This is a genomic window from Pseudomonas sp. MWU13-2105, assembly GCF_023242315.1.
In the GTDB taxonomy this organism is placed as follows: domain Bacteria; phylum Pseudomonadota; class Gammaproteobacteria; order Pseudomonadales; family Pseudomonadaceae; genus Aquipseudomonas.
In genome coordinates this window covers 21,742-47,944 of the sequence record NZ_JALLIY010000014.1, presented here as the reverse complement: position 1 = coordinate 47,944, position 26,203 = coordinate 21,742, and the positions used below count along the sequence as shown (strand labels likewise).

The following is a 26,203-nucleotide window of genomic DNA, read 5'->3' as shown; positions in this document are numbered from 1 at the left end:
CCCCGGGTACTGATGAGCACGCCTAACCGGCTGATGAGGTACACCACACGATGTTTAGTTTTATTGCCCGCCGACTGGGGTTGTTGATCCCCACGTTTTTCGGCATCACGTTGCTGACTTTCGCGTTGATTCGCATGATCCCGGGCGATCCCGTGGAAGTCATGATGGGCGAGCGCCGGGTCGACCCGGAAATGCACGCCCAGGCGATGGAACGCCTCGGTCTTAACAAGCCGCTTTATGCCCAGTACATCGACTACGTCGGCAAGCTCGCCCACGGCGACCTCGGCGAGTCCCTGCGTACCCGCACCAGCGTGTGGACCGAGTTCACCACGCTGTTCCCCGCCACCCTCGAACTGTCCATGGCCGCCCTGCTGTTCGCCGGCGTCCTCGGACTGCTCGCCGGGGTGATCGCCGCCCTCAAGCGAGGATCGCTGTTCGACCATGGGGTGATGGGAATCTCCCTGGCCGGCTATTCGATGCCGATCTTCTGGTGGGGCCTGATCCTCATCATGTTCTTCTCCGTGAGCCTGGGCTGGACCCCGGTGTCCGGACGCATCGACCTGCTCTATGACATCGAGCCGAGGACCGGCTTCATGCTCATCGACACCCTGCTCAGCGACCAGCCCGACGCGTTCTGGGATGCGCTGCACCATCTGATCCTGCCGGCCATCGTGCTGGGCACCATCCCGCTGGCGGTGATCGCCCGGATGACCCGCTCCTCGATGCTCGAAGTGCTGCGTGAAGACTACATCCGTACCGCCCGGGCCAAGGGCCTGTCGCCAGCGCGCGTGGTATTCGTCCACGGCCTGCGCAACGCGTTGATCCCGGTGCTGACCGTGGTCGGCCTGCAAGTCGGTACCCTGCTGGCCGGCGCCGTGCTGACCGAAACCATCTTCTCCTGGCCCGGGATCGGCAAATGGCTGATCGAAGCCATCGGCGCCCGCGACTATCCCGTCGTGCAAAACGGCATCCTGTTAATCGCCTGCCTGGTGATTGTGGTCAATTTCGTCGTGGACATCCTCTACGGCCTTGTCAATCCACGCATCCGTCACCAGCGCTGAGATCAAGATCATGAGTACTACTATCGCTTCGACCGCCGTCGATCAAAGCCTGCTCTACCCTTCTCCGTACAAGGAGTTCTGGCAGCACTTCGCCAAGAACAAAGGCGCCGTCGCCGGCCTGCTGTTCATGTCGCTGGTGGTGTTCTGCGCGATCTTCGCGCCCTGGGTCGCCCCGCACGACCCGAGCGAACAGTTCCGCGACGCCCTGCTGACCCCACCGTCGTGGCTTGCCAGCGGGCAGATCCAGTACCTGCTGGGCACCGACGAACTGGGCCGCGACCTGCTCTCGCGGCTGATCCACGGCTCACGCCTGTCGCTGCTGATCGGCCTGTCCTCGGTGGTGATGTCGCTGATCCCGGGCATCTTCATGGGCCTGCTGGCCGGTTTCTTCCCGCGCATCCTCGGCCCGACCATCATGCGCCTGATGGACATCATGCTGGCCCTGCCCTCGCTGCTGCTGGCCGTGGCGATTGTCGCCATCCTCGGCCCTGGCCTGATCAACACCGTGATCGCCATCGCCATCGTCTCGCTGCCGTCCTACGTGCGCCTGACCCGCGCCGCGGTGATGGGCGAGCTGAACCGTGACTATGTGACCGCCGCGCGCCTGGCCGGTGCCAGCCTGCCGCGCCTGATGTTCATCACCGTGCTGCCCAACTGCATGGCGCCGCTGATCGTCCAGGCCACCCTGAGTTTCTCCTCGGCGATCCTCGATGCCGCCGCCCTCGGCTTCCTCGGCCTCGGCGTACAACCGCCGACCCCGGAGTGGGGCACCATGCTGGCCTCGGCCCGCGACTATATCGAGCGCGCCTGGTGGGTCGTCAGCCTGCCCGGCCTGACCATTTTGCTCAGCGTGCTGGCAATCAACCTGATGGGCGACGGCCTGCGCGATGCGCTGGACCCGAAACTCAAGAACGCCGCCTGAGGAGATTCCCATGTCACTGCTAGAAATCAAGAATCTCAACGTTCGCTTCGGCGACCAGACCGCCGTACCGGTGGTCGACGGCCTCGACATCACTGTGGACAAGGGCGAAGTCCTGGCCATCGTTGGCGAGTCGGGCTCAGGTAAATCCGTGACCATGATGGCGCTGATGGGCCTGATCGAGCACCCCGGCATTGTCACCGCCGACGCCCTGCGCTTCGACGGCAAGGACATGCTCAAGCTCAGCGCCCGCCAACGTCGGCAAGTGGTCGGAAAGGACCTGGCAATGGTTTTCCAGGACCCGATGACCGCGCTGAACCCCAGTTACACCGTGGGCTTCCAGATCGAGGAAGTGCTCCGCCTGCACCTGAAGATGTCCGGCAAGGCGGCGCACAAGCGCGCCATCGAACTGCTGGAAAAAGTCGAGATTCCCGGCGCCGCCAGCCGCATGGACGCCTATCCGCACCAACTGTCCGGCGGCATGAGCCAGCGCGTCGCGATCGCCATGGCGATTGCCGGAGAACCCAAGCTGCTGATCGCCGACGAACCGACCACCGCCCTGGACGTGACCATCCAGGCGCAGATCATGGACCTGCTGCTCAGCCTGCAACAGGAGCAGAACATGGGCCTGGTGCTGATCACCCACGACCTCGCGGTCGTTGCCGAAACCGCCCAGCGGGTCTGCGTGATGTACGCCGGCCAGGCCGTGGAAGTCGGCATGGTGCCGGGCTTGTTCGATGTGCCGGCGCACCCCTACAGCGAAGCCCTGCTCAAGGCGATTCCGGAACACAGCCTGGGCGCCGAGCGCCTGTCGACCCTGCCGGGCATCGTGCCCGGGCGTTATGACCGGCCGCAGGGTTGCCTGCTGTCGCCGCGCTGCCCCTATGTGCAGGAAAGCTGCCGGCAGCAGCGTCCGAACCTGGACCCGAAAGCCAACAGCCTTGCCCGTTGCTTCTTCCCGCTGAACCAGGAGGTGGCGTAATGGCCGTCGTTCTCACCGCCCGCGACCTCACCCGTCACTACGAAGTCTCCCGTGGCCTGTTCAAGGGCCATGCACTGGTGCGCGCGCTCAATGGCGTGTCGTTCGAACTGGAAGCCGGCAAGACCCTCGCCGTAGTCGGCGAGTCGGGTTGCGGCAAATCCACCCTGGCCCGGGCCCTGACGCTGATCGAGGAGCCGTCGTCCGGTTCGCTGAAAATCGCCGGGCAGGAAGTCGCCGGGGCCAACAAGGCCCAGCGCAAGCAACTGCGCAAAGACGTGCAGATGGTGTTCCAGAGCCCCTACGCGTCGCTCAATCCACGGCAGAAAATCGGCGATCAGTTGGGTGAGCCGCTGCTGATCAATACCAAGCTGTCCGCCGCCGAGCGCCGGGAGAAAGTCCAGGCGATGATGAAGCAGGTCGGCCTGCGTCCCGAGCACTATCATCGCTACCCGCATATGTTCTCCGGCGGCCAGCGCCAGCGTATCGCCCTGGCACGGGCAATGATGTTGCAACCGAAGGTGCTGGTGGCGGACGAACCGACCTCGGCGCTGGACGTGTCGATCCAGGCCCAGGTACTGAACCTGTTCATGGACCTGCAGCAACAGTTCAACACCGCCTATGTATTCATCTCCCACAACCTGGCGGTGGTCCGTCACGTCGCCGACCAGGTACTGGTGATGTACCTCGGCCGGCCGGTGGAAATGGGCCCGAAGGAAGACATCTACGCCCGTCCCCTGCACCCGTACACCCAGGCCCTGCTCTCGGCGACGCCGGCAATCCACCCGGATCCGTTGAAGCCGAAGATCAAGATCGCCGGTGAACTGCCCAACCCGCTCAACCCGCCGTCCGGCTGCGCCTTCCACAAGCGCTGCCCGTACGCCACCGAGCGCTGCGGCACGGAAGAGCCGGCCTTGCGCCAGCTCGACAGCCGCCAGGTGGCCTGCCACTACGCGGAGCAATTCCTCGGCTGACAGGTAATAAAAAAGCGCTCTCCTGAGTAAGCGAGAGCGCTGAAAACGGTAGTACGGCCTCTTTCGTCGAGCGCGTCATGCGCTGGGCGCAAGGGGCTTTTTCATTCGTGGGAATCAGGAATCGCTGTCACCATCCTCACCGCTGTCATCGCTCTGATCGTCCTGACCGGGATCGGCTTTCTTGTCGGTGTCATCGGCATAAAGCGCGTGCACCGCGGATTTTGAAGGAGAAACCGCCCCATGATCCGACACCGCATTACTCGCCCAGGCACTTGAAGCCCCCACCATCAACAGCACCAGCACCTTGATCAGCAGTACGCCGCGTTGAAAAATTTTCATCGTCGCTTCCGTCCCTCTGTGGATAAGTCACCAACACCTTGCAGCCGACTTCAAGAAGCCGAGCGCAACTTGTCAGAACCTAGACCCGTTGCTCGGACTTTTCCATACTGGCCAGATGAAAACTGTTGGCTGGCGATAGAATTATTCCAAATGACAATTAGACTCAAAAAGCATAAGACCTCTCTGAACCGCCCTTGTGAGCACAACACTCAGCTTTCACCGATATTGAGGGCCTACAAACCTCGACTTTTGCGACGCCCATAAAAAACCCGCAGCCTGGGCAGCGGGTTTTTCCAAGGGTACGGCAAGAACTACCGCGAGCAACGCCTTAGTGGTGTTCGCGTGTCGCGCGGAATTTCACGTCCGGCCAGCGCTCTTCCATCAGCGCCAGGTTGACCCGGGTCGGCGCCAGGTAGGTCAGGTGACCGCCACCGTCCAACGCGAGGTTTTCCACAGCCTTGACCCGCAGCTCATCGAGCTTCTTCTTGTCGCTGCAATCAATCCAGCGCGCGGACCACACGGTGATCGGCTCATACGAGCACTCGACCTTGTATTCCTCTTTCAAGCGGCTGGCGACCACATCGAACTGCAGCACACCGACGGCGCCGAGGATGATGTCGTTGCTGCGCTCGGGGAAGAACACCTGGGTCGCGCCCTCTTCCGCCAACTGCTGCAAGCCTTGGCGCAATTGCTTGGACTTGAGCGGGTCACGCAGACGCACGCGACGGAACAGTTCCGGGGCGAAGTGCGGGATGCCGGTAAAGCCCAGGGACTCGCCCTCGGTGAAGGTGTCACCGATCTGGATGGTGCCGTGGTTGTGCAGGCCGATGATGTCGCCGGCATAGGCTTCTTCCAACTGCTCGCGCTCGGAGGAGAAGAAGGTCAGCGCATCGCCGATGCGCACATCCTTGCCAGTGCGCACATGGCGCATTTTCATGCCCTTTTCGTACTTGCCCGAACAGATGCGCATAAAGGCGATCCGATCACGGTGCTTGGGGTCCATGTTCGCCTGGATCTTGAACACGAAACCGGCGAACTTCTCTTCCACCGGTTCCACGGTACGCTCATTGGCGACACGAGCCAGCGGCATCGGTGCCCAATCGACCACCGCGTCCAGCACGTGGTCAACACCGAAGTTGCCCAGGGCGGTGCCGAAGAACACCGGGGTCAGCTGACCGTCGAGGAACTCCTGCCGGTTGAACTCATGGCAGGCGCCTTGCACCAGTTCCAACTGGTCGACAAACCGGTCGTACTCGTCGCCCAGGTGCGCGCGGGCTTCGTCGGAATCGAGCTTCTCGATGATTTTCACATCGGTGCGTTCATGCCCGTGACCGGCGGTGTAGACAATGATGTAGTCGTCGGCCAGGTGGTACACGCCCTTGAAGTCGCGGTAGCAACCGATCGGCCAGGTGATCGGCGCGGCCTTGATTTTCAGCACGGCCTCGATCTCGTCGAGCAGTTCGATCGGATCGCGAATGTCCCGGTCGAGCTTGTTGATAAAGCTGACGATGGGCGTGTCGCGCAGGCGGCAGACATCCATCAGGGCGATGGTCCGTGGCTCGACGCCCTTGCCGCCATCGAGGACCATCAGCGCCGAGTCGACCGCGGTCAGGGTGCGGTAGGTGTCTTCGGAGAAGTCTTCGTGGCCCGGGGTGTCGAGCAGGTTGATCATGTGCTCGCGATAGGGGAACTGCATGACCGACGTGGTAATCGAGATACCCCGTTGTTTTTCCATTTCCATCCAGTCGGAGGTGGCATGGCGGTCGGATTTACGGGATTTCACCGTGCCGGCCACCGCGATCGCCTTGCCCATCAGCAGGAGCTTCTCGGTGATGGTGGTTTTACCGGCATCGGGGTGGGAAATAATGGCGAAAGTGCGGCGTTTCGCGACTTCGGCGGCCTGGTGGGTCATGGGAAATCGCCTGGCAGGTGAGTCAAAAAAGGGCGGCGAGTATAGCGCAAACAGCGGTCCACCGACCACCGTTCACCCGCTTGCAGTGACTTCAAGGGTGGCTAAAAGCTGCCAACTATGGAACCTTTTAAAAGGTGGAGGCGTCCACTCCCCTGCTACCTGACTCGTACCAGGGGCTGAAATACCAGCAAGTCAGCCTGACGAGGCTGCGCTTATGGCCCGACCGCCTGCCGCTTTGCCGGCAGTGGCGAGCTGCATTTCGCGAACACTTTCTTCGGCGGCCAGGAATGGCATTGCCACACGAAGCGGTGTTCGCCGACAGAAAAAAGGAGTCCGCCTGTGGCTATTCGCTATGGCAAAGGGCTGATAGGTGGAGCGGTTGTCGTCGCTCTCCTGGCCCTGCTGGTCCATTGGATTGGCAGCAACACGATCGAACTGTACCGCGACGATTTGCTGTTTTACCTGCAAGCGCATCTGATCCTGGTCCTTGTCTCCATGCTTGCCGCCCTGATTGCAGGGATTCCCGCCGGTATCCTGCTGAGCCGACCGAGTATGGTCGGGCGCGCGGAGCGCTTCATGCAGCTCTTCAATATCGGCAATACCGTCCCGCCCCTGGCCGTGCTGGCCATCGCCCTCGGCGTGCTGGGCATCGGCAGCGGCCCGGCGATCTTCGCCCTGTTCCTCGCCTCCCTGCTGCCCATCGTGCGCAACACCTACGAAGGCCTGAAAAACGTCCAGGGCTCCCTGAAAGAAGCTGCCGTCGGCATCGGCATGACCCCGCTCCAGGTGCTCTGGCGGGTGGAACTGCCCAACGCCGTGCCGATCATCATCGGCGGCGTACGGGTGGCCCTGGCGATCAACGTCGGCACCGCGCCCCTGGCGTTCCTGATCGGTGCCAACAGCCTGGGCAGCCTGATTTTCCCCGGCATCGCCCTGAACAATCAGCCGCAGTTGCTGCTCGGGGCCGCCTGCACCGCACTGCTGGCCTTGCTGCTTGACGCCTTGGTGACCATGGCCAGCCGCTTCTGGCTGGAACGCGGAGTCCGTGCGTCTTAAGACCCGGCAAAGGAATCGATATGAAAAGACTGACTGCGATACTGGTCTGCGTCCTGCTGTCCGCGGGATTCGCCCAAGCCGCTGAAAAACCCTTGATCCGCATCGGCGCCCGGGTCTTCACCGAACAGACCCTGCTGGCGGAAATCACTGCCCAGTACCTGCGCACCAAGGGCTATGCGCCCCAGGTGACCGGCGGCCTGGGCAGCAACCTGGCGCGCAGCGCCCAGGAAAGCGGGCAACTGGACCTGATCTGGGAATACACCGGCGTGTCGCTGGTGGCCTACAACCATGTCGACGAGAAACTCGACAGCGAACAGTCCTACGCCCGGGTCAAGGAACTCGACGCGAAAAAAGGTCTGGTCTGGCTGTCACCGTCGAAGTTCAGCAACACCTACGCCCTGTCCCTGCCGGAGCAGGTGGCCAAGCAATACCCGCAGATCAACAGCATCAGCGACCTGACCCAGGCCCTGGCCGAAGACCGCCAGGAAAACCGCCTGGTGGCCCTGGACACCGAGTTCGCCAACCGTTCCGACGGCATGGCCGGCATGGTCAAGCTGTACCAGATGAATCTGACCCGCAAGAACACCCGGCAGATGGACGCCGGCCTGGTCTATACGGCCCTGCGCAACGGCCAGGTGTTTGCCGGCCTGGTCTACACCACCGACGGTCGCCTCAATGCCTTCAAATTGAAGCTGCTGGAAGACGACAGGCATTACTTCCCGGACTACACCGCCGCGCCCGTGGTGCGCCAGGTCTATCTCGACGCCCATCCGCAACTGGCCGCCGATCTCAAGCCACTGGCGGCGCTGTTCGACAACGACACCATGCGCCAGCTGAATGCGCGGGTCGATGTCGACCACGAAAGCCCGTCCGCCGTGGCCGCCGACTTCCTGCGCCAACATCCGATCAACTGAGGAGAAGACATGGAATTTCTCAACGCCTTTTCCCATCTCGACTGGACACAGGTCCTACATCTGACCTGGCAGCACATTACGCTGGTGGGCATCGCCGTCATTCTCGCGATTGTCGTCGGCGTGCCGCTGGGCGTGCTGATGACCCGCTTCCCCACACTGGCCGGGCCACTGCAAGCCAGCGCCACCGTGCTGCTGACCGTGCCGTCCATCGCCCTGTTCGGCCTGCTGCTGCCGTTCTACTCCAAATTCGGCCAAGGGTTGGGACCGCTGCCGGCGATCAGCGCGGTGTTCCTCTACTCGCTGCTGCCGATCATGCGCAACACCTACCTGGCCCTGACCGGGGTCGAAGCGGGTATTCGCGAAGCCGCGCGCGGCATCGGCATGACCTTCGGCCAGCGCCTGCGCATGGTCGAGCTGCCGATCGCGGTGCCGGTGATACTTGCCGGTGTGCGCACCGCCGTGGTGATGAACATCGGCGTCATGACCATCGCCGCCACCATCGGCGCCGGCGGCCTGGGGGTGCTGATTCTGGCGGCCATCAGCCGCAGCGACATGTCGATGCTGATCGTCGGCGCGGTGCTGGTCAGCCTCCTGGCCATCGTCGCCGACCTGCTCCTGCAATGGCTGCAACGCACGCTGACTCCAAAAGGACTGCTCAAATGATCGAACTTCAAAACCTGACCAAGACCTTTCAAAGCAACGGCAAGACCATCACCGCCGTCGACTCGGTAAGCCTGACCGTCAACGAAGGCGAGATCTGTGTATTCCTCGGCCCTTCGGGTTGCGGCAAGAGCACCACGCTGAAGATGATCAACCGCCTGATCAAGCCCAGCTCGGGCAAGATCCTGATCAACGGCGAAGACACCAGCGACCTGGACGCCGTGACCTTGCGGCGCAATATCGGTTATGTGATCCAGCAGATCGGCCTGTTCCCCAACATGACCATCGAGGAAAACATCGTGGTGGTGCCAAAGCTGCTGGGCTGGGACAAGCAGAAATGCCATGACCGTGCCCGCGAGTTGATGCACATGATCAAGCTGGAGCCCAAGCAGTACCTGTATCGCTACCCGCGCGAGTTGTCCGGTGGCCAGCAACAGCGGATCGGCGTGATCCGCGCCCTGGCGGCCGATGCGCCATTGCTGCTGATGGACGAGCCGTTCGGCGCGGTCGACCCGATCAACCGCGAGATGATCCAGAACGAGTTCTTCGAGATGCAGCGGGCGCTGAACAAGACCGTGATCATGGTCAGCCACGACATCGACGAAGCCATCAAGCTGGGGGACAAGATCGCCATCTTCCGTGCCGGCAAGCTGTTGCAGCTCGACCACCCGGACACCCTGCTGGCCCACCCGGCCGACGACTTCGTCAGCAGCTTCGTCGGCCAGGACAGCACCCTCAAACGCCTGCTGCTGGTGAAGGCCGAAGACGCCGCGGACAACGCCCCCTCGCTGAGCCCGGAGACCCCGGTGGCCGAGGCCCTGGAGCTGATGGACGAACATGACCGACGCTACGTGGTGGTCACCGACGCCGGGAACAAGGCGCTGGGTTATGTACGGCGCCGCGACCTGCACCGCCAGAGCGGCACCTGCGCGCAGTTCCTGCGCGAGTTCAATGCCACGGCGGCCTACGACGAGCACCTGCGCATCCTGTTGTCGCGGATGTATGAGTTCAACCGTTCGTGGCTGCCGGTGATGGACGCCGCGCGGGTATTCCTTGGCGAAGTGACCCAGGAGTCGATTGCCGCCTACCTGAGTTCCGGGCGTTCGCGCGGAGCCAAGACCAGTATCGTCTCGCCCGCTGAAATGGCCCTGGCCTGACACCATCGGTCAGCGATCGGGAACATCAGACTGTCATCCGGGTCGGTTAAATAGGTGACTGATCCGGGCCACGCGACGGGTGCGTGCAAAAACGCGACATTTTTAGTTGATCTCAAGCCCCTCAAGTCCTAAAGTTCGCGCCGAACGTCCATGCTGGAAACGATCCATCCGGCTCAAGTACTGACGACGAGACAGCAAGGCCAAGGGAAGCAGTTGTTCCCATGGCCTTTTTGCTTTCGGCGACATGCCTTGGGAAGTAGGCGAACCAAAGTGGGGATACGGAGGACGTTCATTTGCACCCATTGATCAATCTAGTTTGCCAGTAGGAGTTCCCAGCATGTCGATTCAGGTCGAAGACTATTTCGCGCGCGCCACTTTTGACAAAATGAAGGCGTTCGCGGACAAGCACGAAACCCCGTTCGTGGTGATCGACACCGCGATGATCAGCCAGGCCTACGATGACCTGCGCGCCGGTTTCGAATTCGCCAAGGTCTATTACGCAGTCAAGGCCAACCCGGCCGTCGAGATCATCGACCTGCTGAACAAGAAAGGCTCCAGCTTCGACATCGCCTCGATCTACGAACTGGACAAGGTGCTGGGCCAGGGCGTCAGCCCGGATCGCATCAGCTACGGCAACACCATCAAGAAATCCAAGGACATCCGCTACTTCTACGAGAAGGGCGTGCGCCTGTATTCCACCGACTCCGAAGCCGACCTGCGCAATATCGCCAAGGCCGCCCCGGGCTCGAAAGTGTATGTACGAATCCTCACCGAAGGCTCGACCACCGCTGACTGGCCGTTGTCGCGCAAGTTCGGCTGCCAGACCGACATGGCCATGGACCTGCTGATCCTCGCCCGTGACCTGGGCCTGGTGCCTTACGGCGTGTCCTTCCACGTCGGTTCGCAACAGCGCGACATCAGCGTCTGGGACGCGGCGATCGCCAAGGTCAAAGTGATCTTCGAGCGCCTGAAGGAAGAAGACGGCATTCACCTGAAGCTGATCAACATGGGCGGCGGCTTCCCGGCCAACTACATCACCCGCACCAACAGCCTGGAAACCTACGCCGAGGAAATCATCCGTTTCCTCAAGGAAGACTTCGGCGACGACCTGCCGGAAATCATCCTCGAACCGGGCCGTTCGTTGATCGCCAACGCCGGCATCCTGGTCAGCGAAGTGGTGCTGGTCGCACGTAAATCGCGTACCGCCGTCGAGCGCTGGGTGTACACCGACGTGGGCAAATTCTCCGGCCTGATCGAAACCATGGACGAAGCCATCAAGTTCCCGATCTGGACCGAGAAGAAAGGCGAGATGGAAGAAGTGGTCATCGCCGGCCCGACCTGCGACAGCGCCGACATCATGTATGAAAACTACAAGTACGGCCTGCCCCTGAACCTGGCCATCGGCGACCGCCTGTACTGGCTGTCCACCGGTGCCTACACTACCAGCTACAGCGCCGTGGAATTCAATGGCTTCCCGCCGCTGAAATCCTTCTACGTGTGATGCGCCGGGCCGCTGAAAGGCGGCCCCGGCCATACCGTGCGTTACCCTGAAAGGCCCGTGAACCCTCACGGGCCTTTTGCGTATTGCAAGGCGCCTGAGCCTTCAGCCCGCCCGCTCCCCCATCGTCCCAAGCCCCGCTCCTGCCCATGAACGGGGCTTTTGTCCGTTTTGTCACACGAAAAAAAACGCCGCTAATATGAATTCGTCGCATTCTCATAAACACACGGCATAATGCGCTCCGTAAGAATCACCTCGAGAGAGCAAGGCGGTCGCCGTGTTGAAGAAAACACTGTTCCAATTGCACTGGCTGTTCGGCATTACCGCCGGGCTGGTGCTGGCTTTCATGGGAATCACCGGTGCCACGGTGTCGTTCCAGGACGAGTTGTTGCGCCTGCTCAACCCCAGCGTCCTGCAACTCGACATACCGACCCAGGGCGAGGCCCTGCCCCCGGCCGAACTGGTGCGTCGGCTCGAAGCCCGCGAAGGCAAGAGCGTTGCCATGCTCTGGGTCTCCCCCCATGGCGACAATGCCGCGCGGGTCGCCTTCAGCCCGGAGCCCGGTGAGCGCCGCGGGCAGATGCGTTACTTCGACCCCTACACCGGGGAGTACCAGGGCGAGGCACAGGGCCAGGACTTCTTCGCCCTGATGCTGCAACTGCACCGCTTCCTTGCCCTGGGTGACAGCGGCCGGCAGATCACCGGCGCGTGCACCCTGATGCTGGTGTTCTTCTGCCTCTCCGGGCTCTATCTGCGCTGGCCGCGCCAAGCCCTCGACTGGCGGGCTTGGCTGACCTTCGACTGGGCGAAAAAAGGTCGCGCCTTCAACTGGAACCTGCACGCGGTCGCCGGCACCTGGTGCCTGCTGTTCTACCTGCTGTCGGCGCTGACCGGCCTGTTCTGGTCCTACGAGTGGTACAGCAACGGCCTGAACAAACTGCTGGCCGACTCACCGATCCAACAGCGCGGGGCTGGACAGCGCACGCCGCCCCCCAGCGGCGCGGTGCCGAGCGCCGACTACGATGCCATCTGGGCCAGTATCCAACGCGTCACGGGCGCCGACCTCAGTGCCTACAACATCCGCATGCCGACGCTGGCCGGGCAACCGGCAACGGTCTACTACCTGCTCAAGGACTCGCCCCATGACCGCGCCCTCAACCAGATCAATCTGGACCCGGCCACGGGTGTGATCCAGGCCCAGTTGCGCTATGCCGAGCAAAGCTTCAAGGCACAATTGCTGACCAGCATCTATGCGCTACACGTCGGCAGCTACTTCGGCATCAGCGGGCGGATCCTGATGCTCCTGTCGAGCCTGAGCATGCCGCTGTTCTTCGTCACCGGCTGGCTGCTGTACCTTGATCGGCGGCGCAAGAAACGCCAGGTCAAGCAAGCCCGCCTGGGCCTGGAACCGCAAGCCGGCGATACGCCCGCCTGGCTGATCGGTTTCGCCAGCCAGAGCGGTTTCGCCGAACAGATGGCCTGGCAGAGCGCCGCTCAGTTGCAGGCCGCCGGTGTGCCGGTACGGGTCAGCCCGCTGGCCGGGCTCAATGAGCGCGACCTGCGCGAATCGCAACATGCGCTGTTCGTCATCAGCACCTTCGGCGACGGCGAAGCGCCGGACAGCGCCCGCGGCTTCGAACGCAAGCTGCTCGGCCAGCCGCTGTCCCTCGACACCTTGAACTATTCGGTGTTGGCCCTAGGCGACCGGCAGTACCAGCACTTCTGCGGTTTCGCCCGTCGCCTGCACCAGTGGCTGGAGGCGCGTGGCGGCAATCCGCTGTTCGCCCCGGTCGAAGTCGACAACGGCGATCCCTACGCCCTGCGCTACTGGCAACAGCAGCTCAACCGACTGACCGGCGGCACGCCCCCGGTGGCCTGGCAGGCAGCGACTTTCACCAACTGGACCTTGCGCCAACGTGCCCTGCTCAACCCGGGCAGCGCGGGTTCCGCCGTCTACCTGCTGGGACTGACGCCCGAGACGCCGACCTCATGGCAAGCCGGCGACCTGGTGGAAATCCTCCCCCGCCAGAGTGCCCAGGCGGTGCAGCGCTTCCTCGCCGGACTCGGGCTTGCGGCCGACAGCCCGGTGCAACTCGACGGCCTGCCGGAAAGCCTCGCCCAGGCCCTGGGCGGACGCCAGTTGCCGGAGCATCGGGTCCATCTGCTCGGCCTGCATGCCCAGGCCCTGGTGGATGCGCTGATACCGCTGAGCCCGCGCGAGTACTCCATCGCCTCCCTTGAAAGCGATGGGCAACTGGAGTTGATCGTGCGCCAGGAGCGCCAGGCCGATGGCAGCCTGGGCCTGGGTTCCGGATGGTTGACCGAGCACGCTGCGCCAGGCTCCAGCATCAGCCTGCGGGTGCGGCGCAACAGCGCTTTCCATCTGCCGACGGCACCGTGTCCGCTGATCCTGCTGGGTAACGGCACGGGCCTGGCGGGCTTGCGCAGCTTGCTCAAGGCCCGTATTGCCGATGGCCAGCGGGACAACTGGTTGTTATTTGGCGAGCGCAATATCGCTCACGACTTCCACTGCGCGGACGAACTGCAGGGATGGCTGGCCAGCGGTGATCTGGCGCGCCTGGACCTGGCGTTTTCCCGCGACCAGGCAGAAAAGATCTATGTCCAGGATCGCCTGCGCGAAGCGGCGGCTGAACTGCGCCAATGGCTGGCAAGCGGTGCGGCGATCTATATCTGTGGCAGCTTGCAGGGGATGGCGACGGGGGTCGACCAGGTGCTGCTGGAGTTGCTCGGCACCGAGGCCGTCGAGCAATTGATCGAGCAAGGGCGTTATCGGCGGGATGTGTACTGAGACCACGCCGAGACACCGCATTGTGGCGAGCGGGCTTGTCGGGACGCCGCATCGCCGCGCTCAGCTGCGAAGCAGTCGTAAAACCTGCGATTGCGTTCTGCCTGACACAATGAAGTCGCTGATTTTAGGGCCGCTTCGCGCCCCAACGCGGGCAAGCCCGCTCACCACAAGGAGTAACGCGGTCAGGCTCTTGCAGGTTCAACACTCAACTCAACCACTTCCGGCCGCTTGAGCACGGCATAGGCCAGTGCCGTCAGCAGACTGCCGGCAACAATCGCCAGCAAGTACAGCAACGTATGGTTGATCGCGTTCGGGATCAGCATCACGAACAGGCCGCCATGGGGCGCCATCAGCTTGCAGCCGAAATACATCGACAAGGCACCGGTCAGCGCGCCACCGGCAATGCTCGCCGGAATCACCCGCAACGGATCCTTGGCCGCAAACGGAATAGCCCCCTCGGAGATAAAGCACAGCCCCAGTACGAACGCGGCCTTGCCGGCCTCGCGCTCACTCTGGGCAAACTTGTGCCGCGCAATCAGCGTGGCGATCCCCAAACCGATCGGCGGCACCATGCCCGCGGCCATGGTCGCCGCCATCGGCGCGTAACTCTGCGACGCCAGCAACCCGACCGAGAACGCATAGGCCGCCTTGTTGATCGGCCCGCCGAGGTCGACGCACATCATCCCGCCCAGCAACACGCCGAGCAGAATGGCGTTGGTGGTGCCCATGCTGTCGAGGAAATGGGTCAGCCCTTCGAGCATCCCCGCCACCGGTTTGCCCACCACGTAGATCATCACCAGGCCGGTGAACAGGCTGGCCAGCAACGGAATGATCAGGATCGGCTTCAACGCCTCAAGACTGCTGGGCAGCCGCGCATAACGGTTGATCGCCTTGGCGCTGTAGCCGGCGAGAAAACCGGCGACGATCCCGCCGATAAAACCGGCGCCCAGAGTGCTCGCCAGCAGGCCGCCGATCATCCCGGGAGCCAGGCCCGGACGGTCGGCAATCGAGTAGGCGATATAGCCGGCCAGCAACGGCACCATCAACTTGAACGCGCTCTCGCCACCGATCTGCATCAAAGCCGCCGCCAGCGTGCCCGGCTCCTTGAACGCGGTGATGCCGAAGACGAACGACAAGGCAATCATCAGGCCGCCCGCCACCACCATCGGCAACATGAACGAGACACCGGTCAGCAGGTGTTTGTAGACACCGGTCTTTTCCTGCTTGGCCGGGGCCCCGGCGCTGCCCGTCACAGCCTGTTCCGGCTGACCTTCGGCCAGGGCCTTGTTGAGGGTCGCGTCCGGCTGCTTCAAGGCGATGCCGGTACCGCAACGGTAGATTTTCTTGCCGGCGAAACGCTCGGTGGCGACTTCGATATCCGCCGCCAGCAACACCACATCGGCCTCGGCAATCGCCGCCGCGCTCAGCGGGTTGCGGGCACCGACGGAACCCTGGGTTTCCACCTGCAGCTCATAACCCAGGCGCTTGGCCGACTGCTGCAAGGCTTCGGCGGCCATGAAGGTATGGGCCACCCCGGTCGGGCAGGCGGTCACCGCCACCAGGCGCGGGGCGCGCTTGGCGGCCGCTACCGGCTCGGCTACGGCCTCGGGCGCAACAAACACCCGCGCCTCTTCGGCACCGCGCCGCAACACCGCCTCGACATCCTGCAATGCCTGGGCCGGGGTGCTTTGAAAAACCCGCTTGCCGATAAACCGCGACATCTCCACCGGCACGCTGCTGACCAGCAGTACCCACTCGGCGGCCTCCACCGTCGCCGCCGACAATTGGCGCTCCGGGTGCTGGCTGTCGTGGACTTCGACGCTGGTGCTCCAACCCTGGCGCTGGGCCGCCGCATCGAGCAGGCGGGCACACAGCACACTGGTGACCATGCCGTTCGGGCAGGCGGTAACAATGGCTAATTTCATCACTTTCCCTCTTATTGTTCTGTCAGGGCGTGCACGCGGACGCCGCTTTCAAGCTGCGCCAACTGCGCCCTGTCACTGATGCCGAAACCGATCTGGGTCACCGCCTGGGCGGCAATCGCGGTGGCGGTGCGCAGGGTCTGCTCGGCGGAGTGAGCGCTGAGCAACCCGTGCAGCATGCCGGCCAGCAAGGAGTCACCGGCACCGACCGTGCTGACGACTTTGACTTTCGGCGGCAAGGCCTGCAAAGCCGGCGCGGCGGAAAACCAGTTCACCCCTTCGGCACCATGGGAAATCACCACGTGCTCGATCCCCTGGGCCTGTAGCCGCGCGGCGATTTCAGCCTGGCTCTGCAACGAGGTCGCGGGTATCTGCAAGGCCTCGGCGAGTTCCTCGCCATTGGGTTTGATCAGCCAGGGCGTCGCCGCAAGTCCGGCGCGCAATGCCGCGCCGCTGGTGTCCAGGGCGACTTTCAGGCCGAGGTTGTTCAAACGCAGCAACAGGGCCTGCAGCCACTCGGGGCTCACCCCTTGCGGCAGGCTGCCGGCCACCACCACGGCATCGTGTCCCGGGGCAATCAGGTCGAGTTTGTCCAACAGGGCTTGCCGGGCCTGTTCGTCGACCAGGGGACCGGGACCATTGAGATCGGTGATCCGCCCGTCCTGCTCGGCCAGCTTGATATTGCTGCGGGTTTCCCCCGCTACCCGGACAAAGGCGTCGACAAACCCGCGCCGCGCCATCAGGGCCTCGAACGCTTGCGGGTTGCTGTCGCCGAGAAAGCCGCCCACGGTCAGTTGATGCCCAAGGTCGGCCAGCACCTGGGCGACATTCAGGCCTTTGCCGGCGGCGTGAGTGTGCATCGCTTCGCTACGATTGACCTGGCCGGGCTCCAGCCGCGCCAACTGCACGGTCAGGTCCAGCGCCGGGTTCAGGGTCAGGGTCAGAATCCGCGCCATTACAAAGCCTCCACCAGGGCTCGCACTTCATCGCCGCTGCCCACCGCCAAGGCGGCCTGGGCCAGCGCACGCGCCTGGGGCAGGCTCAACTCGCGGACCCGCGCCTTGACCTCCGGAATGCTGCGCGCCGAGACGCTCAGCTCATCCACCCCCAGCCCGACCAGTACCGGCACCGCCAAGGGATCCGCCGCCAGCTCGCCGCAGACGCCGACCCATTTGCCATGGGCATGGGCCGCGCGCACGGTGATATCGATCAGTTGCAGCACCGCCGGGTGCAGGCCATCGGCCTGGGCCGAGAGGGTCGGATGACCACGGTCGATGGCCAGGGTGTACTGGGTCAGGTCGTTGGTGCCGACACTGAAGAAGTCCACTTCCTTGGCCAGCACCGGCGCCAGCAACGCCGCCGACGGCACCTCGATCATGATCCCCAGTTGCAGGTCGGCGACCGGGATTTCCAGGCGCAGGCGTTCGGTCATATCCCGGGCCTGGCGCCATTCGGCGACACTGCCGACCATCGGGAACATGATCCGCAACGGCCGGTTGTCGGCGGCCCGCAGCAAGGCCCGCAACTGCCCTTCCATGATCTGCGGGCGTTGCAGGGTCAGGCGGATGCCGCGCACACCGAGGAAGGGGTTTTCCTCCTTGGCGATCGGCCAATATGGCAGCGGTTTATCGCCGCCGACATCGAGGGTCCGCACCACCAGCGGACGTCCCGCCAGGCCATCGAGCACGCGACGGTATTCGGCTTCCTGGGTCGCCTCGTCCGGCGCCTGTTGATGGGCCATGAAAATCAGTTCGGTGCGCAGCAGGCCGATGCCTTCGGCCCCCTGCTCCACCGCGCTGGCAACACCGGCGCTTTCGCCGATATTGGCGAACACCTCGACCGCGTGGCCATCGCGGGTCAACGCCAGTTCGTGGCGCTGCGCCGAGGCCAGACGCAGGCGTTGCTCGCGGGTGTCACGCTCTTGCAAGGCGCGCTGCAGGGTCGCGTCATCCGGCGACACATGCAGGCGACCGCGCTGCCCGTCGATCAGCAAGGGTGTGCCGGGGGCCAGCAGCAACACCGCCGCGCCGGCACCGACCAGCGCCGGAATACCCAGGGCGCGGGCGACGATCGCGCTGTGGGCGGTGGCCCCGCCGCGGGCCGTGAGAATCCCGGCGACCCGCGCCGGGTCCAGGCGCGCCACATCCGAAGGACCGACTTCATCCATCACCAACACATAAGGCTGATCGGGCTCGGCCAGGGTTTCGACGCCACACAACTGCGCCAGCACGCGCCGGCCGACATCCCGCAGATCCGCCGCGCGTTCGGCCAGCAAGGCATCCTGCAAGGCCTCCTGCTGGAGCGCCGCCGCCTCGATCACCGCCATCCAGCCGGCCTCGGCGCTTTCACCCTGCTTGAGACGCGCTTCGACATCGTCGCTGAGTTCCGGGTCGTCGAGCATTTCCTGGTGGGTAATGAAAATTTCCCGGATGGCCTTGGCCTTGCTGCGTTGGACCAGGCCTTCGATGTCCGCGCGTACCAGGTCCAGGGCCTGCTGCAGACGCTGACGCTCAACCAGCGCGGACTCACCGCGCAATGGGTAATCGAACTGCGCCAGCACCTGGACATGGGCCGGGCCGATGGCAATCCCCGGTGCGGCGGCGATGGCCTGGAGCTGGCTGCCGGCACCTGGTGCCAGCAAGGGTACGAGTACTTCTTCGAGCACTGGGCTCGCGGCACTGAGCGTCGGCAGGGGCTCGACTTCCTCGCCGAGGCCTGCTTCCACCGCCGCCAGGAGCGCGGGCAAGGCATCGGCGGCAATGCTCGGCTCAGCGATAAATTCCAGCACCTGGGCACGCCGGGCGCCGAGGCTGAGCAGCTTGCTCAAGCTTTTCACCGACACGGCACCGCCCGCGCCGTCGACGATGCGCACCCGGATATCGCCTTCGAAATTTTTCGCCAGTTGCGCCAGGACTTTCGCCGGGCGGGCGTGCAAGCCATGGGCATTGGCCAGGGCGATCCGCGCGCTCGGCCAATCGGCCGGCAACTCACCGCCGAGGACCTCGAGCACCGCCCGGCTGCTGGTGGCGCGGCCCAGTTCGTGACCACGGCCTTCGATCAGCAACGCGCACAGGCGCTCAAGCAGGGCCTGGTGCGCTTCGCCGAGACTGGCCAGGCAGAACAGACCGCTCAGCGGCTGGCCGAGGTAGCGGATCGGTTTGTTCGGGGTGACGAAGGCCAGGCCCGGACGCTTGACCGTCTGCTCGCTGTGCAACCACCAGAGGCCGTCGCCCAGCGGCAAGGCTTCGACCTGCTGCAACACGGCGGCAAAACCGTTGCTGACACAATCGGCCTGACGCAGCAGGCGCGCACCGCGCCAGACCAACTCTTCGAAATCGTCCGCGGCCACGCCCAGGCCGATCATCTGTGCATCCAGCGCCAGCTCCTGCGGTGCGCCCTGCAACAGCTTGAGCAGCGCTTCGGCGGAACTGGCACGCCGCAGGGCCTGGCCCAGATCGGTTTCGCCGAGGGCCCGGGTCAGCAGTTGCAACAGGCGCAAATGTTCGTCGGAACGGGCCGCGATTCCGATGGCCAGGTAGACGATCTGGCCGTCGCCCCAGTCCACCCCATCGGGAAATTGCAGCAGGCGCACACCGGTGGCGAACACCTGGTCGCGGGTTTCCGGCGTGCCGTGGGGAATCGCAATACCTTGGCCGAGAAAGGTCGAACCCTGGGCCTCACGAGCCTGCAAACCCGCCAGGTAACCCTCGGCTACCAGGCCGTCGGCCACCAGTCGGTTCGCGAGCAGTTGCAGGGCCGCAGACTTGTCCACGGCCGACTGGCCCATGGAAATCTGCTCTACGGTGAGCTCGAGCATGCCTTTCTCCTATTCAGCGTCAGGTGGACGCTAGGTATTGTTTTGAATGAGTCAGCTTAGGCGGGTGGCCCGAACAATGTGCAACGGTCTTTCGGCAGGACCGTGACACGGGCCGAATGTCGCAAAAATACGCCTGCTGAAACGTTTAATCTAGAGTGTTCGTCACGTTACTAGATTATTGTCCGGCATTGAAGCCCCCTCGGTGTCATGAAAATGCCGGGATAAACCTTGCCAGCGCGGCGTCCGACAGCCTCAAGGCGCCGACAGGCGGCCTGTGCGGGGCCCGAGCGCTGGAACTCCGTCGTCTTTTGACAACTGGACGACGAAGGTCGGCTGCCGGAATAGGATACGATCAGCGAAAATGCAGACATGAACGCTGCAGCACAATAAGGAACTCCCCGTTTGAAACTCAGTGATATCGCCCAGTTGGCCGGTGTGTCCGTCACCACCGCCAGCTACGTGATCAATGGCAAGGCCGAGCAACAGCGTATCAGCAGCAGCACCGTGGAACGGGTGCGGGCAGTGGTCGAGCAGCATGGCTTCACGCCCAACCCCCAGGCTGCCGGGCTGCGCAGTCGTAATACGCGAACCCTGGGTTTCATTCTGCCGGACCTGGAAAACCCCAGTTACGCACGCATCGCCAAACTGCTGGAACAAGGCGCCCGCGCCCGCGGCTACCAGTTGCTGATCGCCAGTTCCGACGACGCCCCCGACAGCGAGCGGCAACTGCTGCAACTGTTCCGCGCGCGGCGCTGCGATGCGCTGTTCGTCGCCAGTTGCCTGCCGGCCGATGACGACAGCTATCACCTGCTGCAGGCACGTGGGACACCGGTGATTGCCATCGACCGGGAAATGGAGCCGGCGCATTTCTGTTCGGTGGTCAGCGACGACCATCAGGCCAGCCTGCAACTGACCCGCAGCTTGCTGCAGCCCTTGCCACGGCATATCGCCCTGATCGGCGCCCGCGCCGAATTGAGCATCAGTCGCCAACGCGCGGCCGGCTTCCAGGAGGCCCTGCAAGGCTTCAAGGGCGAGGTGCTGGTCGAGCATGGCGAGGCGTTCAGCCGCGAGTGCGGGCGCCAGTTGATGGAAGGCCTGATCAAACGTCTTGGCCACCTGCCGGATGCCCTGGTCACCACCTCCTATGTCCTGCTGCAAGGTGTGTTCGATGCCCTGCACGATCAACCGCTGAAATCTCGGGCATTGCGCCTGGGCACCTTCGGCGATACCCAACTGCTGGACTTCCTGCCGTTGCCGGTCAACGCCATGGCCCAACAGCATCAACTGATCGCCGAAAAAGCCCTGGCGCTGGCCCTCGCCGCCATCGAGGAGAAGAACTACCAACCTGGCGTCCAGGCCATCGCCCGGACCTTCAAGCAGCGGATCCACGAGGTCTGAAAGTGGAGTTGATCGACACCCACACCCACCTCGACTTCGCCGATTTCGACGCCGATCGCGGCAAGGTCCTTGAGCGCAGCCGCGCCCTGGGGGTGGGGCGGATGGTGGTGTTGGGGGTTTATCAAAAAAACTGGCAGCGGGTCTGGGACCTGGTGCAAAGCGACTCGCGGCTGCACGCAGCGTTCGGCTTGCACCCGGTGTATCTGGATGAACACCGCTCGGCCGATCTCAACGAGTTGGGCGACTGGCTGAGGCGCTGCGCCGGTCATCCGCAACTGTGCGCGGTGGGCGAGTTCGGCCTGGATTATTTCCTGCCGCAGCTGGACCGTGGACGCCAGCAAGTGTTGTTCGAGGCCCAGTTGAAACTGGCCGTGGACTTTGCCCTGCCGGCCCTGCTGCATGTGCGCAGAAGCCACGCGGCGACCATTGCCACCCTCAAGCGCTTTCGCCCGGCCCGTGGCGGCATCATCCACGCCTTTGCCGGCAGCCGCGAGGAAGCCCGGGAATACCGCAAGCTGGGTTTCAAGCTGGGCCTGGGCGGCGCCGGCACCTGGCCGCAGGCCTTGCGCCTGAGCAAGGTCATCGCCGACCTGCCGCTGGACGGTGTAGTGCTGGAAACCGATGCACCGGACATGGCGCCGGTGATGTTCGCCGGTCAGCGCAACAGCCCCGAGCATTTGCCGGCGATCTGTGCGGCGCTGGCCGGGCTGATGGGGGTGAGCCCGGAAACCCTGGCGAACGCCAGCACGGCCAATGCCTGTGCGCTGTTCAACTGGCAGACGACAGTGACATAAGCGCTGGCAAGCCCCAATATCCTTCAGCGCAGAACAATCTCAAGCCTGGCGAGACTTGTGGCGAGCGGGCTTGCCCGCGTTCGGCTGCGAAGCAGTCGCAAAACCGGTTTTCTTGGTCTGCCTGATAAACCGCGCTCGCCGGTTTCAGGGCCGCTTCGCGCCCCAGAGCGGCGGTGCGGCGGTGCGGCGTTCCGACAAGCCCGCTCGCCACAGGACCGTGCTCGGCGACACATGACCTTAACTGAACGGCATGGCGGCAAGCCCCGCTTCAGACCCTGAACGCACCGATCAATTGCTTGAGCTCCACCACCTGCACCGAGAGCAGGCGACTGGCACTTTCGGTCTGATGCGCGCCTTCCGCCGTACGCTCACCCGCGCGGTTGATCTCGACGATATTCTGGTCGATATCGTGGGCCACGGCGGTTTGCTGCTCGACGGCGGCGGCGATCTGCTGGTTCTGGTCGACGATCAGGCCCACCGCGCCGAGGATATTGTCCAGCGCCTGCTGGACCTTTTCCGACTGGCTCACCGTGCTGTTGGCCATTCCATGGCTGATGCCCATGGCTTTCACCGCCGCCCCCACGCCACCGTGGAGCCGGCTGATCATCTCCTCGATTTCCCCGGTCGACTGCTGGGTACGCTTGGCCAGGGTCCGCACCTCGTCGGCCACCACAGCGAAGCCCCGCCCCTGCTCACCGGCCCGGGCCGCCTCGATGGCCGCGTTGAGGGCCAGCAGGTTGGTCTGCTCGGCGATGCTCTTGATCACTTCCAGCACCCGGCTGATGGACTGGCTGTCGCTGGCCAGTTGATTGATCACCTGCACCGACTGATCGATCTCACCGGCCAACTGCACGATGCTGCTCTGTTGCGACTCGACCAGGCCGCGGCCGCTGAGGGTTTCGCCGTTGACACTGTGGGCACTGCTCACCGCCGCCGCCGCACTGCGGGCCACTTCCTGGGCGGTGGCTGACATCTGGTTCATGGCGGTCGCCACCTGCTCGATCTGGCTGCGCTGGCCGGCCACCGCCTGATTGCTGCGGGCCGATACCGACTCGACCTGCCCGGCCTGGCGCTCGACCTCACTGACGGTCTGCCCGACCCGCTCGATCAAATCATGGATCTTCGCCACGGTGCTGTTGAAGACGCCACCCAGTTCACCCAGTTCATCGCGGCTATGGGCGACGAAATTGACCGTCATGTCCCCGGCCGCCACCTTGTTCATCATTTCCCCCAGGCGCCGCAAGGTGGTCCGGGTCGAGGCATAGAAACCGCCGTACAGGTAGACGATGGAGAAAAACACCGCCGCCAGCGCGACCACCAGTGACAGCATGTGCAGGCGATTTTGCCCCAGGCGCTGCTCAAGCTCCTGGCCGAGATAGGCCAGGGTGGCGTCATTGAGCTGGTAGGTTTGCGCCATCAGGGCACTGACCTGATCGTAGAAGGCCGGCCAGGGCGCTTCGAGGGTTTCGGCCATGACCACCTGCTCTTCAAACAGCTCGCTGCCTTTTTTCAACGAAGCCTTGCTGGTGCTGGCCAGCGTGTCCAGGGCGGCATGGGCATTTTTACTGGCGCCCAGGGCATCCTGGAGTTTCAGGGCGTATTCGGCCTGCAACTTCTCGATCTGCTGCAACAACTCGTCGAAACGCGTGCTCGACGCCGAGTTGAGAAAACCCTGGCCCAGGGAATAAGCACCCATCGAGCGGCCTTCGCCGAGGATCTGGGTCACTTGTGGCGTGACGCTGGTCACCAGTTCGCTCAACTGCCGCAGATCGCTCTGGTTATCACGACTGAGCCCCGACTGGCTGGCGATGATCTGGCTGAAAATCTGCGCCTTGGCCAGCAGCTTGGTGATCAGTGCGCTTTTGCTTTGCAAGGAGGTTTCGGCCTGCTGGGCCTTGAAGGCGCTGATCATTTCATCGCGCTTGGCATTGAAGGCATCGATCTGTTCCGGGTCGATCGTCACTGCTACCAGGCCTTGCAGGCGGGCGAGAACGCTTTGTTCGAGGGTGTGGATCTTGCTTTCCAGATCCCCCGCCTTGCCGGATTGACCGAGGACGGCATTGATCTGCACCTGGTTGTTCAGGGTTTCCAGGTCGCGCCGCAAGGTCAGGCTGCTGCCCAGCAGGTCGAGGCTTTGCAGCTCGATCTGAGTGCCGGAGAATTCCCGATAGGAATCGCGCACCAGATAGAAGTTGGTCACCAGCATCGGCACGAAGAACAGCACGCTGATCAGGCTGAACTTCATCCCGAAGCTCAAGCGGTTCATCAGGGCGACGGCGGGATATAGCAAGCTCTTCACTGGAACGCTCCCTTTCTATTATTTTTATAGTGGCAGGCACGGCGAGGCACAAAGCCAGTATCCGCAGCTACTGCTTGTATAACTTAATTTGAAAGGGAGTTTTGTAACTTAAGGTTAATGACGGCACACGCGGCGGCCTGACAAAAGTGCCTTTTGCGGCGCCCGAACATGTCTCTTCGCGGTGGTGCGGCGATCCGACAAGCCAGACGCCTACAAGGTCCGCGGTGTCAGTGAGGCCGGTGCCCCCAACCGGATCAGATCAGTACGGTCCACAAGGCAAACCCGGCATACCAGAGCACCGCGGCCCGCAGCAGCAACTCCCACAGGCTGTCCAGGCTGGTGACGCCATCGGCACCGACCACCGGCGCCGGGACTTCCCCGGCAACGCGACCGACTTTCTCCACCAGTTGCCGCGCCGTGATATCCCAGTTGAGCAACTCATGCAGCATCACCCGGCTGACCCCGACAAAGTTGCCCACCAACGCCAGGCTGGCCGCCAACAAGCGCACCGGCAACCAGTCGAAGGCGTGCCGCAGCAAGGTCGCGCGCTCCACCAGCGCCGGGCTCTGGCCATGCTCGGCCGCCAGCGCCAGCAGCCGATAACTCAACGCCGCCACCGGGCCAAGGAGGAAATACCAGAAGATCACCACGAAGAAACTCTGGTAGGCCTGCCATAACAGATAGCCCTGGACTTGCTCCAGCAGATCCTCGCCATTCTCGGCACACACATCCAGATCACGCTTGGCCACATGTACGGCCGCCTGCATATCGCCGCGCCGCCAGGCATCGCGAAACGGTCCCAGGGCCGCCAGCAAATCCCCACGCCCCAGGCTGTAGATCACCACCAGCAGGTGCACCGGCAAGGCCAGCAAACCATAGGCCAGCGGTTGCAGGACCATCAACAGCAGGCCGAGCCCGACCACCGGCAACAGCACCAGCAGGATCAACACCAGCCAGGGCTGCCCGGCAGTCCGTGGGCCGGCTTCCAGCCTGGCCAGCTCCCGCAGCCAGGCACCGTCGCGCTGGACCCGTTGGCGCAAGGCCGAGAATTTTTCGATCCAGACCGCCAGCAGCAACACCAGAAAACTCATTGTGACTCTCCTTTTTCCAGCACGGCGGCACGAAAACGCCCCCAGTCGAACGCCGGTCCCGGATCGGTCTTGCGACCCGGGGCAATATCGCTATGGCCGCAAATCCGTTGCGGGGTAATGGCCGGGTAAGCGGCCCGCAGCTGACGGGTCAAACCGATCAGCGCCAGGTACTGCGCCTCGGTGAAAGGCAGGTCGTCGGTGCCTTCCAACTCGATGCCCAGGGAAAAATCGTTACAGGTTTCCCGTCCCTCGAAAGACGACACCCCGGCATGCCAGGCGCGCTCCAGACAAGAGACAAACTGAGTGACTACTCCGTCACGCTCAATCAGAAAATGCGCTGATACGCGCAAGTTGGCGATGCCTTCAAAGTAGGAATGTTCCGTGACATCCAGGCGGTTCTGGAAGAACTCCTGCACCTTGCCCGTGGCGAACTGCCCTGGCGGCAGGCTGATGTTGTGGATCACCAGAAGGGAGATTTCCCCAGCCGGACGCTGGTTGAAGTTGGGCGACGGACAGTGACGCACGTCCTGGCACCAACCGCTGGCGGGATCCAACTGCATACCGACTCCTTCGAAGACCAAACGACAGGCTCAGTATGCCGCGA

The 26,203-nt window shown here is 63.5% G+C and carries 20 protein-coding genes; 12 read left to right on the top strand and 8 right to left on the bottom strand.

Annotated elements, in window-relative coordinates; genetic code table 11:
- Positions 1-50: 50 nt before the first annotated feature.
- Genes M5B96_RS20665 through M5B96_RS20650 form a run of 4 tightly spaced genes read left to right on the top strand, consistent with a single transcriptional unit; the run spans position 51 to position 3,933 of the window.
- Entirely contained in the window at positions 51-1,061 is a 1,011-nt protein-coding gene (locus M5B96_RS20665) for an ABC transporter permease subunit (RefSeq protein ID WP_100941231.1), read from the top strand.
- A 10-nt stretch (positions 1,062-1,071) separates the two neighbouring features.
- On the top strand, positions 1,072-1,983 hold the full coding sequence (locus M5B96_RS20660) for an ABC transporter permease subunit (protein ID WP_103494718.1): 912 nt from the start codon (positions 1,072-1,074) through the stop codon (positions 1,981-1,983).
- Positions 1,984-1,993: 10 nt separating this feature from the next.
- Positions 1,994-2,962 carry an ABC transporter ATP-binding protein gene (locus M5B96_RS20655; RefSeq protein WP_248798813.1) on the top strand — a complete coding sequence of 323 codons (969 nt, stop codon included), beginning with the start codon at positions 1,994-1,996 and terminating at the stop codon, positions 2,960-2,962.
- Positions 2,962-3,933, top strand: coding sequence for a peptide ABC transporter ATP-binding protein (locus M5B96_RS20650; protein ID WP_248798811.1), 972 nt, complete (start codon positions 2,962-2,964; stop codon positions 3,931-3,933). Before M5B96_RS20655 ends, M5B96_RS20650 begins: the two co-directional genes overlap by 1 nt.
- A 114-nt stretch (positions 3,934-4,047) precedes the next feature.
- Here the strand turns inward: M5B96_RS20650 and M5B96_RS20645 are convergent, their stop codons facing one another.
- Together M5B96_RS20645 and M5B96_RS20640 are read right to left on the bottom strand one after the other, a co-directional pair.
- Positions 4,048-4,272: a hypothetical protein gene (locus M5B96_RS20645; protein ID WP_248798809.1), complete on the bottom strand. Its 225-nt coding sequence runs from the start codon at positions 4,270-4,272 to the stop codon at positions 4,048-4,050.
- Between the two features lie 328 nt (positions 4,273-4,600).
- Complete coding sequence (locus M5B96_RS20640; protein ID WP_248798807.1) at positions 4,601-6,184, bottom strand: peptide chain release factor 3; 1,584 nt, start codon at positions 6,182-6,184, stop codon at positions 4,601-4,603.
- Between the two features lie 339 nt (positions 6,185-6,523).
- On the opposite strand from M5B96_RS20640, the gene M5B96_RS20635 reads away from it, so the two are divergent.
- The 6 genes from M5B96_RS20635 (at position 6,524) to M5B96_RS20610 (ending at position 14,278) form a co-directional block, all read left to right on the top strand.
- A complete protein-coding gene (locus tag M5B96_RS20635; RefSeq protein WP_248798806.1) occupies positions 6,524-7,240 on the top strand; it encodes an ABC transporter permease in 717 nt (238 codons plus the stop codon).
- A gap of 20 nt (positions 7,241-7,260) precedes the next feature.
- Positions 7,261-8,154 (top strand): glycine betaine ABC transporter substrate-binding protein, encoded by an 894-nt coding sequence (locus tag M5B96_RS20630; RefSeq protein WP_248798804.1) that lies wholly within the window; start codon positions 7,261-7,263, stop codon positions 8,152-8,154.
- A gap of 9 nt (positions 8,155-8,163) precedes the next feature.
- Positions 8,164-8,817, top strand: coding sequence for an ABC transporter permease (locus M5B96_RS20625; protein ID WP_248798802.1), 654 nt, complete (start codon positions 8,164-8,166; stop codon positions 8,815-8,817).
- Positions 8,814-9,971 carry a betaine/proline/choline family ABC transporter ATP-binding protein gene (locus M5B96_RS20620; RefSeq protein WP_248798800.1) on the top strand — a complete coding sequence of 386 codons (1,158 nt, stop codon included), beginning with the start codon at positions 8,814-8,816 and terminating at the stop codon, positions 9,969-9,971. The genes M5B96_RS20625 and M5B96_RS20620 overlap by 4 nt, the downstream gene beginning before the upstream one ends.
- A gap of 337 nt (positions 9,972-10,308) precedes the next feature.
- Positions 10,309-11,472 carry a type III PLP-dependent enzyme gene (locus M5B96_RS20615; protein WP_248798799.1) on the top strand — a complete coding sequence of 388 codons (1,164 nt, stop codon included), beginning with the start codon at positions 10,309-10,311 and terminating at the stop codon, positions 11,470-11,472.
- 274 nt (positions 11,473-11,746) lie between these two features.
- Positions 11,747-14,278: a PepSY domain-containing protein gene (locus M5B96_RS20610; RefSeq protein ID WP_248798796.1), complete on the top strand. Its 2,532-nt coding sequence runs from the start codon at positions 11,747-11,749 to the stop codon at positions 14,276-14,278.
- A gap of 182 nt (positions 14,279-14,460) precedes the next feature.
- Here the strand turns inward: M5B96_RS20610 and M5B96_RS20605 are convergent, their stop codons facing one another.
- The 3 genes from M5B96_RS20605 to ptsP are packed head-to-tail and all read right to left on the bottom strand — an operon-like array spanning position 14,461 to position 20,017.
- On the bottom strand, positions 14,461-16,203 hold the full coding sequence (locus M5B96_RS20605; RefSeq protein WP_248798794.1) for a PTS fructose-like transporter subunit IIB: 1,743 nt from the start codon (positions 16,201-16,203) through the stop codon (positions 14,461-14,463).
- 11 nt (positions 16,204-16,214) lie between these two features.
- Entirely contained in the window at positions 16,215-17,156 is a 942-nt protein-coding gene (pfkB, locus tag M5B96_RS20600; RefSeq protein ID WP_248798793.1) for a 1-phosphofructokinase, read from the bottom strand.
- On the bottom strand, positions 17,156-20,017 hold the full coding sequence (gene ptsP / locus M5B96_RS20595; protein WP_248798791.1) for a phosphoenolpyruvate--protein phosphotransferase: 2,862 nt from the start codon (positions 20,015-20,017) through the stop codon (positions 17,156-17,158). The genes pfkB and ptsP overlap by 1 nt, the downstream gene beginning before the upstream one ends.
- A 402-nt stretch (positions 20,018-20,419) precedes the next feature.
- Here ptsP and cra point away from each other — a divergent pair, with 402 nt between their 5' ends.
- Together cra and M5B96_RS20585 are read left to right on the top strand one after the other, a co-directional pair.
- Positions 20,420-21,415, top strand: coding sequence for a catabolite repressor/activator (gene cra / locus M5B96_RS20590; RefSeq protein WP_248798790.1), 996 nt, complete (start codon positions 20,420-20,422; stop codon positions 21,413-21,415).
- A 2-nt stretch (positions 21,416-21,417) separates the two neighbouring features.
- Complete coding sequence (locus M5B96_RS20585; RefSeq protein WP_248798788.1) at positions 21,418-22,209, top strand: TatD family hydrolase; 792 nt, start codon at positions 21,418-21,420, stop codon at positions 22,207-22,209.
- Positions 22,210-22,477: 268 nt separating this feature from the next.
- Here M5B96_RS20585 and M5B96_RS32775 read toward each other — a convergent pair whose 3' ends face one another.
- The 3 genes from M5B96_RS32775 to ampD all read right to left on the bottom strand — a co-directional run bounded on the left by M5B96_RS32775 (position 22,478) and on the right by ampD (position 26,159).
- The gene (locus tag M5B96_RS32775; RefSeq protein WP_412548633.1) at positions 22,478-23,182 is read right to left on the bottom strand and encodes a methyl-accepting chemotaxis protein; all 705 of its coding nucleotides are present in this window, start codon (positions 23,180-23,182) and stop codon (positions 22,478-22,480) included.
- Between the two features lie 1,580 nt (positions 23,183-24,762).
- Positions 24,763-25,599 carry a regulatory signaling modulator protein AmpE gene (gene ampE / locus M5B96_RS20575; protein ID WP_248798786.1) on the bottom strand — a complete coding sequence of 279 codons (837 nt, stop codon included), beginning with the start codon at positions 25,597-25,599 and terminating at the stop codon, positions 24,763-24,765.
- Complete coding sequence (gene ampD, locus M5B96_RS20570) at positions 25,596-26,159, bottom strand: 1,6-anhydro-N-acetylmuramyl-L-alanine amidase AmpD (protein ID WP_248798784.1); 564 nt, start codon at positions 26,157-26,159, stop codon at positions 25,596-25,598. Before ampD ends, ampE begins: the two co-directional genes overlap by 4 nt.
- Positions 26,160-26,203: the final 44 nt, after the last annotated feature.